We start from the raw sequence: 16,932 nt of genomic DNA on the forward strand, positions 1-16,932 counted from the left end.
CTAGACTCAAATAAGCTACCCGCAGAACAACTTGCAGTCATAACAATAAGCACAGAGATCGCAGTCTTGGAAAACATCAAGCGTTTCAACAGTTTCGCTGAGTTCTACCCGTATTACCTCAGCGAACACAGCAACAGCACTTGCCGACGAATGCACTTCATCGGCACGACCCTGGTCATTTGCATTTTGGCGCTGGCCATCAGTTCCGGCGCGTGGCTGTTCCTATGGGCGCTGCCGCTGGCCGGTTACAGCTTCGCCTGGATTGGTCATTTCTTCTTCGAAAAGAATCGTCCCGCGACCTTTCAGCATCCGTTCTACAGCCTGCTGGGCGACTTCGTCATGTACCGCGACATGATCCTGGGTCGAGTGCCGTTCTAGGCGCAATCAGTCACACGAGGAAAGCCGATGAACGCCAACGCCCGTTTCACCCACATGAAAGACGGCACTCAGGAAGACTGGGCGATCATCGCCGCCGATTTCAGTGCCTATGCCAAACAATTGCCGGCACGGATCGTGGCGCACCTGAAATTGCTTGAAGGCGATTTCGGCGGCTTCCCGGTGGATCGCCTGACCCACTCGCTGCAAACCGCCAGCCGTGCCTGGCGCGATGGCCGTGACGAGGAATACGTGGTCTGTGCACTGCTTCACGACATCGGCGACACCTTGGGTTCCTACAACCACCCGGACATCGCGGCGGCGATTCTCAAGCCGTTCGTCAGTGCGCAAAACCTGTGGATGGTCGAGAAGCACGGGATTTTCCAGGGGTATTACTTCTTCCATCATTTGGGCATGGACCGGCACCTGCGCGAGCAATTCAGCGAGCATCCGCAGTACCAGGCGACCATCGAGTTTTGTGCCAAGTATGATGCGGCGGCGTTTGATCCGGCGTATGACACGCTGCCGTTGAGTTTCTTTGAGCCGATGATGGAAAGGTTGTTTGCGCAGCCTAAGAATTCGATCTACAAGGCGGCGATGGAAGAATACGCGCCGGCCTGAGACCCAGTGGGACCGCTGCGCGGTCCATCGCGAGCAGGCTCACTCCCACAGGGGACTGCATTTCAAATAATGTGGGAGCCAGCCTGCTGGCGATGAGGCCCGCTAATACACCTTATATTTAAGCAGGTTCAGCGACCTTGATCGCCTTCAACTCCGCCTCTCGCGCCTGAGCATCCGCCAACCGGTACAGCTCGATCGAACCGTCCCAGTGCTCGATCAGCGCCGTGCACGACTCCACCCAATCCCCGCAATTGAGGTAATCCACCCCGCCCACCTTGCGAATCTCCGCATGGTGGATGTGCCCGCACACCACGCCATGCAGTTCACGCTTGACGCACTCATGGGCGATGGCTTCTTCGAAGTCGCTGATGAAGCTGACCGCCGTCTTCACCTTGTGCTTGAGGTACGCCGACAACGACCAGTAACCATAGCCGTAACGGGCGCGCCAATGGTTGAGCCAGCGGTTGAGGGTCAGGGTGAACTCGTAGGCCGAGTCGCCAAGAAAGGCCAGCCAGCGGTGATAACGGGTGATCACATCGAACTGATCACCGTGGATCACCAGCAAGTGGCGGCCATCGGCGGTCACGTGGACGGCTTCATCCACCAGTTGGATATTGCCCAGAATCAGCTTCGAATAACGGCGCAGGAATTCGTCGTGGTTACCGGTGACATAAATCACTTCGGTGCCGCGCTTACTCATGGTCAGCAGGCGACGAATCACGTTGGTGTGCGCTTGCGGCCAGTACATGCCGCTGCGCAGCTTCCAGCCGTCGATGATGTCGCCGACCAGGTACACCTTGTCCGCGTGGTAACTCTTGAGAAACTGCGACAGGTGTTCGGCCTGGCAATCGCGGGTACCTAAATGAACGTCGGAAATCCACAAGGTGCGCACACGTTGCTTACGGCTGGGTTTGGCGAGCTCGGCGCTGGTCATGGACAACCCTCAGGACAAGTTTTGGCAAGCTTGCGCCGGTCGGGTTAATGGCCCATGACAGTGACAAGTCAGTCCTGTGACAACGCTCCCCTCCAACGCCGGTGTAGACTGGCGGCCTGACTCATCAACCACGCATGAGACTCCGATGAGACCCATCCTCACGCTGCGCCAGTACACCGACGACCTGATCGTCCACAGCCACGACCACGCACAATTGGTGTTCGGGCTGTCGGGCGCGCTGGATTTCGAGGTGGGCGGCCATGGCAGTCAGGTGGTCCAGCAGAGTTTCGTGGTGGTGCCTTCCGGTTTTCATCACGCCTGTGGCAGCCCCAATGGCAGCCGTTGCCTGGTGCTGGACGTGCCGAGCGACCAGTGGGTGGCCCAGTCCCTGGGGGATCACGCCGATGCCAGCCGCCGACTGCTCGACAACGCCGGCCGCCTGACGCTGGATGCCGGGCAAAGCCAATTGGTCAGTTGGCTGGCGGGAAGCGAGGTCAGCGACCCGGTGATCGCGCAACAAGGCGCGGTGCTGTTGCTGGCCAGTCTCAACAACGCCAAACCGGAGCGTGTCGGCGGTCGCCGGCTGCCTTATGCCGCGTTGAACGCGCACATCGATCAGTACGCGGCCTATCCCCTGCAAGTCGCGGATCTGGCCCGGGTGGCCGGCCTGTCCAGCGCACGACTGCATGCACGGTTCGTTGCCGAATGTGGGCAGACGCCCATGGATTACATCCGCAGTCGACGTCTGCACCGGGCGGTAGAGTTGTTGCGCGATTCGGCGTTACCCATTGGCGAGATTGCCAGCCGGGTCGGCTACAACTCTCAAAGTGCCTTTGCAGCGGCAGTGTTGCGCGAGTTCGGCGCATCGCCCGGCACGTTGCGTCGCGAGGCTGGCGACAAAAGTCGATAGTTTGCCGACAGACACAGTGGGTGTTGCGCGGTTCAATGTAGGAGCGAGCTTGCTCGCGAAGAACGTTAACGATAACGCGTACTCCCTGTAGAAACGCGTTGCTGGAAAGTCCTTCGCGAGCAAGCTCGCTCCTACAGTCGGCCTGGCTCAATACCGTTATCAAGGATTGCAATGACTCCCCGTACCGCCCTTGGCGCCCTCCATATCGGCGCACTGATGTTCGGCCTGACCGGTGTATTCGGCAAACTCGCCGCCGCGTCCCCCAGTGTGATCGTCTTCGGCCGCGCCGCATTTGCGGTGCTGGCACTGGCCTTCTTCGCCCGATTCGCCAGCACGACGCGCTGGCAAAAACTCCAGGCCGTGGATTGGCGGCGACTGCTGCTCAGTGGCCTGCTGCTGGCCGGGCACTGGGTGAGCTTTTTCATTGCGGTGAAAGTGGCGGGCGTGGCGATTGCGACCCTGGGGTTCGCCAGTTTCCCCGCGTTCACCGTGATCCTCGAGGGGCTCATTTTCCGCGAACGAATTCGTGCCAACGAAATCTTGCTGGTGGTGCTGGTGAGTGTCGGGTTGGTGCTGGTCACGCCGGACTTCGATCTGGCCAGCGGCGCCACCACCGGGCTGCTGTGGGCAGTGGGTTCCGGTTTGCTGTTTGCGTTGCTGTCACTGACCAACCGCGCCAGCTCCGGACGCATTCCCCCGGTACAGGCCGCGCTGTGTCAGAACGTGGTCGTCGCGGTGTGCCTGCTGCCGGTGGCGGCACCGCAGTTGAGCGAAGTGCGCGCCCTCGACTGGCTGTGGATCGGTCTGCTCGGGGTCTTCTGCACCGGCGTCGCTCACAGCCTGTTCGTTGCCAGCCTCGCCGTGATCAAGGCGCGAACCGCCGCCGTGGTGTTCGCGTTGGAGCCGGTGTACGGCATCACCATCGCCTGGCTGTTGTTCAACGAAAACCCGACCCTGCGCATGTTGATCGGCGGTGCGTTGATCATCGTCGCGATCGTGGTGTCCAGCAGGCTGTCGGGCGGTTCAAGCAAAAAACTGGTTGCCGCCGAAGCCGCGTCTCACTGAGTGCGATCGTTGTGCCCAAGGTCACGGTCCGGGTCGATCTGATCCCGGACCCGCTGCTTGAGCACCTTGGCTTCGGGAAAACCTCCGTCGGCCTCGCGCTCCCAAATCTGCACATCGTCACAGAAAATGTGAAAGACCCCACCCGTGCCGGGTACCAGGGACACCTTGCCCAAATCGTCGCCGAAGGTGCTGAGCAGTTCCTGGGCCAGCCAGGCAGCACGCAACAACCACTGGCATTGCGTGCAATAAGTGATAACGATTTCCGGTTTGCGTGCAGTCATGATCGGCGAAGCTCCTGAGACAGATAGCGCCGCTATGATAGCCCGGCCAGCAGACTCCGGGCCGTCTGCTTGAGCGGTTCGTTACCTTCGTCGAGCAATTGGTTGAGCAGTTCGATGGCGCTGTCCAGATCGCCATCGTCGATACAATTCTGGGCTTGCTCGAGCTTCTCGGCACTGCTCGGTTCAGCCGGGGCCAAGGGTTCAAGCTCCAGCGACAGATCGGAATCGCTGAACGCATTGAGAAAGCTGTCATCCAGTGGCTGTGAATCAGGCTCATCGCTCCATTCAAGCTCCGTCTCGCCCAGGGGTAAGTCGTCGGGCATTTCGAAAACATCGGGCAATACGTGCAGGTTCGACGTAAACGTCGACTCGACCGGTGCCGGCTCGCTAGATGGCTTGGCGGCAGATGACGCGCTTTCGAAGGGGCTGATCAAGTCCCAACTCGAATCCATCGATAGCTCATCCAGGTTCAGCTGGAACTCATCATTGGGCAGTGCCGCGTCGGTAACCGGGCTGGGCGCAATGACAGTAGCCGCCGTCACCAACGGTGCCGCACTGTGCAATTTCGGATATCGCGCACGGATGTCTTGAAGCTGCTGTTCGTCGAACCCGGCGTCGCGCAGGCTGGATTCCTGTGTGGCATAAGCCGGCACGTCACCTTGCTTGCCGAGCACCTCCAGAAGTTGCACGGCCAGATCGGTCCGGTGCGGTTCCTTGGCCATGGCTTCTCGCAGCAAACCGGCCGCTTCGGAGAAACGCCCGTAAGCGAGGTAAATGCCGACGCCTTCAAGCACATCGCCTGAGGGTGCTGATTCTGCTACCGGCTGCTCCACAGGTAGCTTCGCAACCGGTTGAACGGTGCGATCGAGCACCGGTTCATGTCGCGATGGCAACTCGGGGGCTGGCTCGGGCAACGCTTGATCCTGCTGCCGTTGCCGGCGAACAAACCATCCCAACACCAACAAAATCAGCAACGCCAGCACGCCAAAAATCAGCGGCCACTGGCTCGCTTCAGACTCTTCGACATCGGGCACGGGACTCGGGGCGGGAGCAGCCGCCACCGGCGCGACGACGGGGGCTGGCGTTTGCTTGATCTCTGCCAGTTGCGCTTGCAGTTCAACCACCTGCTTTTTCTCGCCGGCGATCTGCTCGTCCTGGCCTTGAACCTTCGCCTTGAGCTCATCGATGGTGGCTTGCAGTTGCTGATTTTGCAGCACGCTGGCGGCGAGTTGCTCGGCGACCGGGTCCACCGCTGGCGTGGCGGCAGGTTGATCGATCACAGGAGCAGGCGGTTTTTTGCCCTTCGACGCAGGCACGGGTTTTGGAGCAACGGCCGGTTCAACGTTCGGGAATGCAGAAGATCGGGATTGAACATCCGGCTCATCGGTGACAGGAACGATGCCCGGCGAACCCGGCGGATCAATCAGTACGGTGTACTCGTGCAGCACTCGTCCATTGGGTTGATTGAGTTGCACGAGAAAATTCAGGAACGGTTCATTGACCGGTTTGCTGGAGCTCACACGGATCAGGGCGCGATTGCCCCGCAGGATAGGCGTGAACTTCAGGTCGTTCAGGAAGAACACCCGATCAATGCCGGCGCGGCTGAATTCATCCGCCGTCGCCAGGCTGACCGACAGCTCGCCCTCTTCCAGACCCGCGGCGTCCACCAGGGCAATGTCCGCGCGTAACGGCTGGTTCAGCGCCGAGTGCAGGGTAATTTCACCCAAGCCCAGCGCGGGCGCCAATGCCGAGTAAGTGACCGCGCCAATAACCAGAAACAGCCTGGCGCAACACCGAAAAACCGATTGCCAACTCTCGAGCATGAGCATCCCTTAGATAACCAGACCTGTCCGTGCGTGTTCGCACCTGCGTTACGAACACGATATTGCCTAGTAGTTCTTTATAGTCTGCCCAACGGGGTATCTCAAAAGCCTGGCGCGCGGTTATGCCTCAAAGTTTTTCCAGATTGGCCAGGATGTGCCCGTGGACCCGCATGCAGGTCTTCAAATCCTCCACATCAACGCCCTCGAACACTTCGCGGCGCAGTTGGTTGGCAATGGTTTCAATTTGTTCGATCAGGGGACGCGCAGGCGCGCAGAGGACAATTTTCTTCGCGCGGCGGTCTTCCAGCACCGATTGGCGCTGCACCAGACCTTGGGATTCCAGACTGTCGAGCAGTCGAGCCAGGGTCGGCCCTTCCACACCGACGCTTTGCGCCAGTTCGCGTTGAGTCGGGGCTTCATCGAAACGCGCCAGGTGCAGCAGCACCAGCCAGCGCGCCTGGGACAGCCCCAGGCCGGCCAGTCGGCGGTCCAGTTCGGCACGCCAGCCTCGGGACATCTGGGCCAGTTGCATGCCAAAGCGGTGTTGATCGGTTAACGGCATAAAAAACTCATGATTAGACTGAAATAGAGAAAAACTAATTATTAGTCAGCTAAGCATGGTCGTTGGCTGGAGGCAAGGTTTGCTCTGTGATGAATCGTTACATCAATCAAATTGATGAGTCAGACCTCGAATTCGGACTGCAACGCGGCCCGGACGCAGTACAAGACGCCCTCCGGTACACGCCCGGCAAACATTGCCGCAATCTCCGCCACGGGCGGTAACTCACCTTCGCCGTCGAGAAACGCGTCCTGGACTTCACCCAGCAAATCTTCGGGCAGGTCCAGTGCCTGTTCCAGCGACAACTGCTGCTTGCCAATCGCCTCGGCCAGCAGGGTATAGACGTTCTTTTCCGAGCATTGCAGCTGACCGGCGATTTGCAGCGGCGTCATGCCGGCCCGCGCCAGGGTGATCAGCTCGTGACGCAGGTCGGCCACCACTTTCGGCGCCTCGACCTGACCGCCGAGCACTTCGAGGAAGGCCTCGCCGTACCGCTCCAGCTTGCGCGCACCGACGCCGCTGACCGTGGCCATCTCCGACAACGAGGTCGGCTGGCTGCGGAGCATTTCGAGCAAGGTCGAGTCGGGGAAGATGACGTACGGCGGCACACCATGTTCTTCAGCGAGCTTACGGCGCAGGGCACGCAAGGCTTCCCACTGCTCGCGCTCTTCGCCACGGACCAGTTGGCTCGCCTGGCTCTTGCTGCTTTTGGCCGTGGTTTGCGGTTTTAGATCGCGGCGCAGTTCCAGGGTCACTTCGCCCTTGAGCAGCGGCCGGCACGTGTCGCTCAAGCGCAGGCCGCCGTAGCCTTCGAGGTCAATGTCCGCCAGGCCGCGAGCCACCAATTGGCGGAACAGGGAACGCCATTCGCTCTCCCCCATCGCCTTGCCGACACCGAACACCGACAGATGCTGGTGGCCGATGCCGCGGATTTTTTCGTTGTCCTTGCCCTGCAACACGTCTACCAGGTGCCCGACACCGTAGCGCTGGCCGGTGCGATAGATCGCCGACAGTGCCTGACGCGCCGGCTCGGTGGCATCCCAGGTCTGCACGCCATCGACGCAGTTGTCGCAATGGCCGCAGGGCTCGGGCATGTCTTCGTCGAAGTAGGCCAGCAGGGTTTGACGACGGCAGCGGGTCTCTTCACAGAGCGAGAGCATGGCGTCGAGCTTATGTTGCTCCAGGCGCTTGTGGCGCTCATCGCCCTCGGAGTTTTGCAGCATCTGCTTGAGCATCACCACGTCTTGCAGGCCGTACGCCATCCAGGCATCGGCCGGCAGGCCATCACGGCCGCCGCGCCCGGTTTCCTGGTAATAGGCCTCGAGGGACTTCGGCAAATCAAGGTGCGCGACAAACCGCACGTTGGGTTTGTCGATGCCCATGCCGAAGGCCACGGTCGCGACCATGATCAACCCTTCCTCGTTGAGGAAGCGCTTCTGGTGAAGTGCTCGCGTTTCGTTGGGCAGGCCGGCGTGATAAGGCAGCGCCGGGAAGCCTTGCTCGCTGAGGAACACCGCGACTTCGTCGACTTTCTTGCGCGACAGGCAGTACACGATGCCGGCATCGCTGCGACGCTCGGCGAGGAACGCCAGCAATTGCTTGCGCGGCTGCTCCTTGGGCACGATGCGGTAGAAAATATTCGGTCGGTCGAAACTCGACAGGAAGCGCTCGGCGTTCTGCAAATGCAGGCGATCGACGATTTCTTCGCGGGTGCGCTTGTCGGCCGTCGCGGTCAGGGCGATGCGCGGAACGTTGGGAAACAGTTCCGCCAACTGGCCCAGTTGCAGGTATTCACGGCGGAAATCGTGGCCCCATTGAGACACGCAGTGCGCTTCGTCGATGGCGAACAGGGCAATTTCGAGACTTTGCAGGAAGGCCAGCATCCGCGGCTGAACCAGACGCTCGGGCGCCAGGTAGAGCATTTTCACTTCGCCGCGCTTGATACGCGCGGCCAGGTCGCGTTGTTGCTCGGCGCTCAGGGTGGAGTTCAACGCGGCGGCGGCGACACCCAATTCTTCAAGGGTCGCGACCTGGTCGTCCATCAGGGCGATCAGCGGCGACACCACGACGGCCAGACCGTTACGCAGCAGTGCCGGCACCTGAAAGCACAACGATTTTCCGCCGCCGGTAGGCATCAACACCAGGGCGTCGCCACCACTGGCCACGCGCTCAATGATTGCACCCTGACGGCCACGAAAACTGTCGTAGCCGAAGATGTCCTTGAGGACGCGTTGAGCCTGTTCGAGCATAAAAACTCCAAAAATCACCGAAACATCCCTGCAAGGCTGGTTCAGAACCACACAGGCTGCACTGACAAATCGTAAGTGCGCATTGCATGACGCTTCACATTTCAGCCGGGACGCCAGCAGGGCATCACAAAACGCGGGAGTATACCCGACCCCTCCTCTTCACAGGGTGCCGCTGATAAGACACACAAAGACAAACCTGTGGGAGCGAGCCTGTTCGCGATGGCGGAGTGTCAGTCGACATTGATATCGAATGTGATGATGTCATCGCGAGCAGGCTCACTCCCACAGGGATTAGGGCGTTCCAGGCCCAAATCTGCCGCGCGGCTGGCCTGACTGCTCAAGAAGGCCTAGAATTCCCGCATCTGTTTAATTCCCAAGGTAGCCCTTTAATGTCCTTCGCTGAGCAACTAACCCGCCTGCAAGTCTTCCTCGACGCCGACGAGCTGCATGACGAGGCGCTGGACTACGTGGCCGCCCACGGCTATCTCACGGCGCTGTCGATCTGTTCCGAAGTTGTGCCCGACCGTGAATGGATCGATGCCCTGTTCGCCGAAGAACCGCATTACGCCGATGAAACCGAGCGTGAAGCGATCGAATCCACGCTGCTGGCCCTCAAGGCGCACATTGCTCGCCAACTGGCGTCCGACGAAGAATTCGAGCTGCCGTGCGAACTGGACCTGGGCGAAGACCCGGACGATTCCGACCTGCGCGGCTGGTGCATCGGCTTCATGGAAGGCGTGTTCCTGCGTGAAGCGGCCTGGTTCGAAACCGCCGAAGACGAAGTCAGCGAAATGTTGCTGCCGATCATGGTCGGTTCGGGTCTGTTCGACGAACAGCCAGAGTTCTCCGACATCGCGGCCGACGCCAACCTGATGGACGACATGATCGTGCAGATCCCGGAAGCCCTGACCGCGCTGTACCTGCTGTGCAACGCGCCAGACGAAAAACCGGCGATCCTCAAGCCACGTCACCACTAAGGTTTTGCCTATGGACAACCCCATAGGCAACCGCTCCCTGGTGTTGCGCTACGTGCTGCTGGCCATCGGCTGGCTGAGCGTAGCGTTGGGGGTGATCGGGATTTTCCTGCCAGTGTTGCCCACCACACCGTTCCTGCTGTTGGCGGCTGCCTGCTTCGCCCGCAGTTCGCCGCGCTTTTATCAGTGGCTGGTGGAACACCCACGGCTGGGCCCGTGGATTCGCGATTACCTCGACGGCAACGGCATTCCGCTCAAGGGCAAGGTCTACGCCATCGGGCTGATGTGGGCGAGCATCCTGTTCTCCTGCTACCTGGTGCCCCTGCCGTGGGCACGCGGGTTCATGCTGACCAGCGCGGTGCTGGTGACGGCCTATATCCTCAAACAGAAAACCCTACGCAAGACTTAACCCTCCCCCATCTCTGTGGCGAGGGAGCTTGCTCCCGCTGGGTGCGAAGCGCCCCCAAACCAGACACCACATTAATTCTGACACACCGGGTTGACCGGGATTGCGTCTGCTGCGCAGCCGAACGGGAGCAAGCTCCCTCGCCACAACAGATGTCAGTAATTCCATACCCGCCCGACGATCTGCCGTCCCTTTTGAAGAACACCGCCTAGACTTCAGACTCTGCACTCGAGCAGCCAATCATGCCCCGCAGACTGCGTAGTCCAGGATGGTCAACGCCCCGGCTTCGGTTCGGCGGATGGCTGTTGCTGGCAGGTTTGCTCGCCGCCGGGCTGAGCAGCGTCCAGGCCGACTGGGACTTTTCGCAGATTCTGCAGACTGCCGAACAACGCTACGCCCCCCTTGGCCAGGGACGGGTGCGGATCGAGGCGTGGAGCCAAATGCTGAAAGGCGAGACCGACGCGCCTGAGCGTGAGCAACTGAGTGCGGTCAATCGCTTCTTCAATCAGCAACTGAGTTTTGAGGATGACACCCGCATCTGGCGTCAGACCGATTACTGGGCCACGCCCGTCGAATCCCTGATCAAGGGCGCAGCCGATTGCGAGGACTACGCCCTGGCGAAATATTTCAGCTTGCGCCGCCTCGGCATTCCCAGCGAAAAACTGCGCATCACTTACGTCAAGGCCCTGACCCAGAACCAGGCGCACATGGTGCTGACTTTCTACAGCAGCCCCACGGCCGACCCGCTGGTGCTGGACAACCTGATCGGCGACATCCGCCCCGCCTCCCAACGCAAAGACCTGTTGCCGGTGTACGCCTTCAACGCCGAGGGCCTGTACCTGCCGGGCGCCAATGGCGGTAAACGTAGCAGCGACACGAAAAACCTGTCGCGCTGGCAGGACGTGCTGAAAAAAATGCAGGCCGAAGGGTTCGCCGTGGGCAACGGTTAGCCCCCACGGCAAGGAGCGTTCATGTCTTTACGCAAACAGTTGTTTCTCGCCATTTGCCTGTTCCTGCTGGTGGCGTTCAGCGGCAGTTTTTTCGTCAGCCTGGAAAGCTCTCGCGACCAGACGCTCGGGCAGCTTCGCGCCCACGCCCAGGACGCCGCCACCGCGCTGGGCCTGTCGCTGACGGCGCAAATCGACGACCCGGCGATGATCGAGTTGATGGTCAGCTCGATATTCGACAGCGGCTATTTCAACAGCATCCGGGTGGTCGACATCAAGGATGAGCAGGTGCTGGTAGAACGCAACGCCCCCAAGCAAATCGAGGGGATTCCCGCCTGGTTTGTCAGCGTGGTCAACCTTCACCCGCAGGGGGGCGACGCATTGATCATGCGCGGCTGGGAGCAAGTGGCGCGGGTCGAAGTGCTGAGCAATCCGCAGTTTGCGCTGGCCAAACTCTGGGACAGCACCCTCGGCAGCCTGATCTGGCTGCTGCTGTGCGGACTGCTCAGCGCCATGGTGGGCGGCTGGATGTTGCGGCGACAATTCCGTCCGCTCGACACCCTGGTCAAACAGGCCGAAGCCATCAGCAAACGCGAATTCCTGACACTGCCGACACTGCCGCGCACCCCTGAGTTGAAGCGCGTGGTATTGGCGATGAACCAGATGGTGGAAAAGCTCAAGGCCCTGTTTTCCGAAGAAGCCGCACGCAGTGAAAAGCTACGGGCCGAATCCTATCAGGACAGCCTGACGGGACTGGCCAACCGGCGCTTGCTCGATGAACAACTGGCCGATCATTTGCTGGTCTCCGAACAGAGCAGGGACGGTCATTTGCTGATGCTGCGGATCAACGATCTGACCGGCCTCAATCAACGTCTGGGAGGCCAGGGTACGGACACGTTGATCAACACGGTCGGTGAACTACTCAAGTGCATGACCCGACTGCCGGAGCGCCGAACCTGGCTGCCGGCGCGAAATCGCGGTGGCGAATTCAGCCTGCTGACACCGGGCCTGGACGCCGAAGACGGCGTACGCCTGGCCAGTGAAGTCAGCGTCACGTTGGAAAACCTGCGCCTGAGCGGTGTCAGTGACTGCACGCCCGTCGCGCATGTGGGCATCGTCGCCTACCGCCCGGGCGAACCCGCCGGTGACGTGCTGAAACGGCTAGACCAGGCGCTGACCGAAGCCCGGCAACATCCCGAGCAACCATGGGTTTACCTGGCCCACGCCAACGAGGCGGCAAACCCCATTCAACACGACTGGCCTCACTGGATCGACGATGCGCTGACCCATGGCAAGCTGCAGCTGTATTTCCAGCCGGTGGTGCAATGCGCCGACACCAGTCAGCTGCTGCACCACAAAGTGCTCGCACGCCTGCTGGACCCACAGGGCGAAGCGATTGCCGCCGGAGACTTCCTGCCATGGATCGAACGCTTGGGCTGGTCGGCACGGTTCGATCTGGCCATGCTGGAAGCGACCCTTGATTACCTGGTCGCCAACCGTTGGCCACTGGCGTTGAGCTTGTCGGGCAGCACGTTGCGTGATCAGGCACAGCTGCGACAAGTCCTCGACCTGCTCGACTCATTGCCCGACCTGGCCCCCCTGCTGACGCTGGAAATTGACGAACGCCAATTGCCGCCCCCAGAAGAACTCCAGCGCCTGAGCCACAGCCTGCTCAAAACGGGTTACGCCATCGGCCTGCAGCATTTTGGCGGCAGCTTCAGCCAGATCGGCAACCTGACTCAATTGGGGCTGGCGTATCTGAAAATCGACGGGGCCTACATCCGTGCCATCGACGAACGCGAAGACAAACGGCTATTCATCGACGCGATCGTCAGGGCGACCCACAGCATTGATTTGCCGTTGATTGCGGAGAGGGTTGAAACCCGGGGAGAGCTGGAGGTGATTACGGAACTGGGGGTGTTCGGGGTGATGGGGCGGTTGATCGGACCGCCAGAGCCGATGTGATTTGCCCGCTGGACCGAGTCATCGTTCCGACGATAGCGGTCCTAAATTCAACACAAAGTCATCGGCCAGACAACAAAAAACCCGCCATCCCCTTTCACCGGGATGGCGGGTTTTTTTGTCGTTTCAGATCACACGGTATCAACCTTCAACGAATGGTCATTGAGCATGCCGTTGATGATCGTCGCCGTATCGTGACCACCCGCAATCACACCACCGGCCCCCGGCGTTATGCCGTAGTGACTGGCCAGGTCCACACCCGCAAGGTCGATGGTCTGATTCGGCGCCGCACCCGCCATGCCGCTGACATCAATGCTCGTCACCAGCGACGCACCACTGCCGGTGACTTTGAAGTGCAGGTAGTCATCCAGCGATGCCGCGGTGTTGTTCTCGCCCTGCAGCAGTTGCGACAGGTCGAGTTTGTCGGTGCCCGGTGTGAAATCGGTAACGACGTCATGACCGCTGTTGCCTTTGAGCCATTGGAAGGTGTCGGCGCCAGCGCCCCCGGTGAGCGTGTTGTTGCCCAGGCCGCCAATCAGCAAGTCATCGCCACCCCCGCCCTTGAGGATGTCGTCGCCCAACCCGCCGTTGATGACGTTGTTGTTGTTATCCCCGATGAGGGTGTCGTTGAAGTTCGAACCGGTGAGGTTTTCAATCCCGGTCAACGTATCGGTGCCGGCACCGAGGGTGTTTTGCGCAGTGAGCAGGCTCAAGTCGACAGTGACGCCAGCCGTGGCATGCGCGTAACTCGCGGTGTCGTTGCCGGTACCGCCGTCGAGCAGGTCATTGCCCGGACCGCTGAACAGCAAGTCATTGCCGGCACCGCCGTGCAACTCGTTGTTGCCAGCGCCAGCGGTGAGCACATCGTTGCCGTCACCGGCATTGATGACGTTGTTGCCGCTGCCTGCCACCAGCACGTCATCACCTGAGGTGCCCGTGAGGGTATGGCCGTCCTGATAGCTGATGGTCACGCCTGCGCTGTCGCTGCCGCCATGGTTGTCGTTGGCGGAGTAGGTGCCGTGGAAATCCGGCGTAACGTCGTGAGCCCCGGCGTAGTTGACCGTCATGGTCAGCTGATAGTTTTCGGCGGCCGTGGCGTTGTTACCAGTGGTGTTGGTGATGTTGGTGACATGGATCTGGTACGTGCCGTCGGCTGATGCGGTAATTTTATCGCCATCGCCAATGGTCACGAATGGACCGCCGTTGAGCGAGTACTCCATCGCGATGTGACCGCCCGCGAGGTTGTGGTCCAGGGTGAGGGTCTCGCCCTGTTTCAGCTTCACGGTGATGAGGTCTTCATCGTTGGCATTGGCCGTGGTGACCGCCCCCAGATAGCCGCTGACAACCAGTACCGCCGTCATCATTGCCGAGTTGGCAGCGAACGTGTTGCGCACATCGCCCAGTACCCGATTGGCGGCGGTATCGACGGTGCCGCCGAAGCTGATCGCGCCCGTGCCGACGAAATCAGCGCCCTTGGCCGCCCAACCAGTGTTGAAGGTGGTCGGTGCTGCGGTCAACGGGTCGCCATTGGCGTCGGTATCGTTGGCCAGCAGCAATTCGCCCGGGACCACGACACTGCCCGACAGCACGTTGGTGATGACGTGATCATCGGCCGCCACCGGCGCTGAGTTAGGAACAACTTTGACCACCAGCGTCGAGCTGGCCAGGTCGCCGTCGTTGTCGCTGACCGTGAAGCCGATGTTTTCGGTGAGCGTCACGGCGGTGGCTTTTTGCGAGGTGTAGGTGTACTCGCCGGTATCAAGGTTCACCACCAGGGTGCCTTTGTTGTCGGTGGCGATGCTCAGGCTGTTGTTGACCGTGTTGAATGTGCCGTGATTAGCGCCGCCACTCGCAGTCAGCGAACCAGTGCCTTTAGGGTCGTAGGTGTACGTGGTGCCGTCGACCGTGATGGATTTGATGAAGCCGCCATCGGCGCCGAACGTACCGCCCTCCAGCAACGTGCCGGTCACCGGTGCGCCGGCCACGGTGCCCGAGAGCACCGAGTTGAGTTGGGTTGGATCGGTCACGATCACTGCGTTGGTATTGGTGTGCGTGCTGCCGTCATACGCCAGCGGGTTGAGGTTGGCGCTGCTCACGCCACTGCCCAGGCCGATCGCGTAGTTCTTGATGCCGTTGGCGTCGAGGAAGGCTTTCAGCGCGGTCTCGTCCGCGGCGTTGATGTCCTGGCCACTGGTCGGCTTGCCGTCGGAGAAGAAGTAGCCGACGTTCTGTGCCCCGGTCAGTTTGCCATCGGTGTCGAACGCGGCTTTCATCGTGGTCACGGCCGCGTCGTAGTTGGTGTTACCGCCCGCCGTCAGGCCGGAAATAATCGACTTGGCTGTCGCCACATCCACCCAGACTGAGGTCTTGTCGGTGGCGGTGGTGCTGAAGGTGACAATCTGCACCTTCACGTCGCCCAGGTCGTCGTACTTGTTGAGCAAGGCCGTGATGGACTGCTTGGCCCATTCGATGCGCGACAACCCCGGGATGCCGGAAGCGTCGGCCATACTGCCCGACACGTCGATCACCAGCAGCAGGTTGGAATCGATCTCTGTCGCCGTAACCGAACGCTCCGCGCCGGCCACTTTGGGCACGTCGTCTACGATGTTGACCTGGATGGTGCTGGTGGTGCTGTTGCCCAGCGCATCGGTGGCTTTGTAGGTGAAACTTTCGCTCAGGGTGTTGGCGCCGTCGTTGGCGCCCGGCGACGTTTTCGGCGCCGAGGTCAGGGTGTAGGTGTAGGTGCCATTAGGGTTGAGCAGGATTTGCCCGTACGTTCCGGTGGCGCTGCCAACCAACGTGTAAGTGATCGCACCGGAGGCGCCAGTGACCGAGCCGACCAAGGTGCCGCTGGCGGTTTCGCCGGTGCTGCCCGGTTCGCTGCCGGTGACGGTGCCGGCGGCCAGGTCCTGGCCGTCCTTGGTCAGGTCGAGGGCTTTTTCGAACACGGTCACGTCAGTGTCGCTAACGGCTTTGATGCAGCTGTTGTTGACGTCGATGGTGACGGTGGTGGTGCTTTGGTCACCGTCGGCATCACGCAGGGTGTAGGTAAACGTATCGCTCGCACCCGGGCCGCTGACCGAGTCCGGATTGCTGTGGTAAACCGCGTTACCCGCGGCGTCCAGCGTCAGGTAACCGTAGGTGCCATTGATATGAGTATTCAGGCCGCCAGTGACCGGGGTCGAGGTGTCGGAGCCGAAGCGCACACCGACAACACCACCACCGGCCGCAGGGCCATCGGCGCCGCCGACGTCGTTCCACAGCACGTTGCCGGTGACGGTACCGCCTTCGCCCACCGAGACTTTGTCGGCATGGGCGGTCGGGGTGTCGTCGACGATGTTGACGTTGATCTGGCCGCTCGCGGTGCTGCCGTCCTTGTCAGTGGCAACCACGTTGATGTTGTCGGAAATCTTGTTCGCGCCATCGGCGTTCGGGTGGGTGTCGGCGTAGTTCAGGGTGTAGGTGTAGGTCACCACGCCGGTCGCCGGGTTATAGCCGGTGACGGTGAAGACGGCGCCGTGATCGGCACTGGTTGATTGCGGGAAGCCCGCGATCACGCCGCCGCTGACCACGGCGATGCCGCCCACGGTCAGGGTTTGCAGGCCATCCGGTGCCGACACGGTGAAGGTGCCGGTCTGGGTCAGCGCGGGTGCATCAGGCTCGCTGCCGTAGGTGAGGTTTTTCTCGTAGACGGTTAGCTCGCCGCCTTTGACGTCGAGGCCGTTGAGGGTCACCGGGCTGTTGTGGATGTTCAGTTCCAGGGTCGCGGTGCTGGTGTCGCCGTCGGCATCGGTCAGGGTGTAGGTGAATTTCTCGGTGCCGCTGC

Annotated in this window: 14 protein-coding genes; 8 read left to right on the forward strand and 6 right to left on the reverse strand. The window is 60.9% G+C overall.

Annotation, left to right across the window (positions count from 1 at the left end):
- The first annotated feature begins 66 nt into the window (after positions 1 to 66).
- Entirely contained in the window at positions 67 to 378 is a 312-nt protein-coding gene (locus EJA72_RS13780) for a DUF962 domain-containing protein (protein ID WP_157711988.1), read from the forward strand.
- 27 nt (positions 379 to 405) lie between these two features.
- Positions 406 to 996: an HD domain-containing protein gene (locus tag EJA72_RS13785; RefSeq protein WP_157711989.1), complete on the forward strand. Its 591-nt coding sequence runs from the start codon at positions 406 to 408 to the stop codon at positions 994 to 996.
- A 118-nt stretch (positions 997 to 1,114) separates the two neighbouring features.
- On the opposite strand, the gene EJA72_RS13790 is transcribed toward EJA72_RS13785, so the two are convergent.
- A complete protein-coding gene (locus EJA72_RS13790; RefSeq protein ID WP_157711990.1) occupies positions 1,115 to 1,930 on the reverse strand; it encodes a UDP-2,3-diacylglucosamine diphosphatase in 816 nt (271 codons plus the stop codon).
- Between the two features lie 145 nt (positions 1,931 to 2,075).
- On the opposite strand from EJA72_RS13790, the gene EJA72_RS13795 reads away from it, so the two are divergent.
- Together EJA72_RS13795 and EJA72_RS13800 are read left to right on the forward strand one after the other, a co-directional pair.
- The gene (locus EJA72_RS13795) at positions 2,076 to 2,840 is read left to right on the forward strand and encodes an AraC family transcriptional regulator (RefSeq protein WP_157711991.1); all 765 of its coding nucleotides are present in this window, start codon (positions 2,076 to 2,078) and stop codon (positions 2,838 to 2,840) included.
- 171 nt (positions 2,841 to 3,011) lie between these two features.
- The gene (locus tag EJA72_RS13800; protein WP_157711992.1) at positions 3,012 to 3,905 is read left to right on the forward strand and encodes a DMT family transporter; all 894 of its coding nucleotides are present in this window, start codon (positions 3,012 to 3,014) and stop codon (positions 3,903 to 3,905) included.
- On the opposite strand, the gene EJA72_RS13805 is transcribed toward EJA72_RS13800, so the two are convergent.
- From EJA72_RS13805 to recQ, 4 genes are all read right to left on the reverse strand, one after another.
- Positions 3,899 to 4,186: a SelT/SelW/SelH family protein gene (locus EJA72_RS13805; RefSeq protein ID WP_157711993.1), complete on the reverse strand. Its 288-nt coding sequence runs from the start codon at positions 4,184 to 4,186 to the stop codon at positions 3,899 to 3,901. The two genes, EJA72_RS13800 and EJA72_RS13805, sit on opposite strands and share 7 nt — an antisense overlap.
- Positions 4,187 to 4,218: 32 nt before the next feature.
- On the reverse strand, positions 4,219 to 6,009 hold the full coding sequence (locus EJA72_RS13810) for a FimV/HubP family polar landmark protein (RefSeq protein WP_157711994.1): 1,791 nt from the start codon (positions 6,007 to 6,009) through the stop codon (positions 4,219 to 4,221).
- Between the two features lie 127 nt (positions 6,010 to 6,136).
- Positions 6,137 to 6,571 carry a MarR family transcriptional regulator gene (locus EJA72_RS13815; RefSeq protein WP_157711995.1) on the reverse strand — a complete coding sequence of 145 codons (435 nt, stop codon included), beginning with the start codon at positions 6,569 to 6,571 and terminating at the stop codon, positions 6,137 to 6,139.
- A gap of 119 nt (positions 6,572 to 6,690) precedes the next feature.
- Positions 6,691 to 8,817: a DNA helicase RecQ gene (gene recQ, locus EJA72_RS13820; protein WP_157711996.1), complete on the reverse strand. Its 2,127-nt coding sequence runs from the start codon at positions 8,815 to 8,817 to the stop codon at positions 6,691 to 6,693.
- A 389-nt stretch (positions 8,818 to 9,206) separates the two neighbouring features.
- On the opposite strand from recQ, the gene EJA72_RS13825 reads away from it, so the two are divergent.
- From EJA72_RS13825 to lapD, 4 genes are all read left to right on the forward strand, one after another.
- On the forward strand, positions 9,207 to 9,794 hold the full coding sequence (locus EJA72_RS13825; protein ID WP_157711997.1) for a YecA family protein: 588 nt from the start codon (positions 9,207 to 9,209) through the stop codon (positions 9,792 to 9,794).
- Positions 9,795 to 9,804: 10 nt separating this feature from the next.
- The gene (locus EJA72_RS13830; protein WP_157711998.1) at positions 9,805 to 10,200 is read left to right on the forward strand and encodes a YbaN family protein; all 396 of its coding nucleotides are present in this window, start codon (positions 9,805 to 9,807) and stop codon (positions 10,198 to 10,200) included.
- A 239-nt stretch (positions 10,201 to 10,439) separates the two neighbouring features.
- The gene (gene lapG / locus EJA72_RS13835; protein ID WP_157711999.1) at positions 10,440 to 11,147 is read left to right on the forward strand and encodes a cysteine protease LapG; all 708 of its coding nucleotides are present in this window, start codon (positions 10,440 to 10,442) and stop codon (positions 11,145 to 11,147) included.
- Positions 11,148 to 11,168: 21 nt separating this feature from the next.
- The gene (gene lapD, locus EJA72_RS13840; protein ID WP_157712000.1) at positions 11,169 to 13,109 is read left to right on the forward strand and encodes a cyclic di-GMP receptor LapD; all 1,941 of its coding nucleotides are present in this window, start codon (positions 11,169 to 11,171) and stop codon (positions 13,107 to 13,109) included.
- 128 nt (positions 13,110 to 13,237) lie between these two features.
- On the opposite strand, the gene EJA72_RS13845 is transcribed toward lapD, so the two are convergent.
- On the reverse strand, positions 13,238 to 16,932 hold a 3,695-nt coding region (locus EJA72_RS13845; RefSeq protein ID WP_157712001.1), incomplete at its 5' end, for an S-layer family protein.

Source organism: Pseudomonas sp. PB120 (assembly GCF_009761815.1).
Lineage (GTDB): Bacteria > Pseudomonadota > Gammaproteobacteria > Pseudomonadales > Pseudomonadaceae > Aquipseudomonas.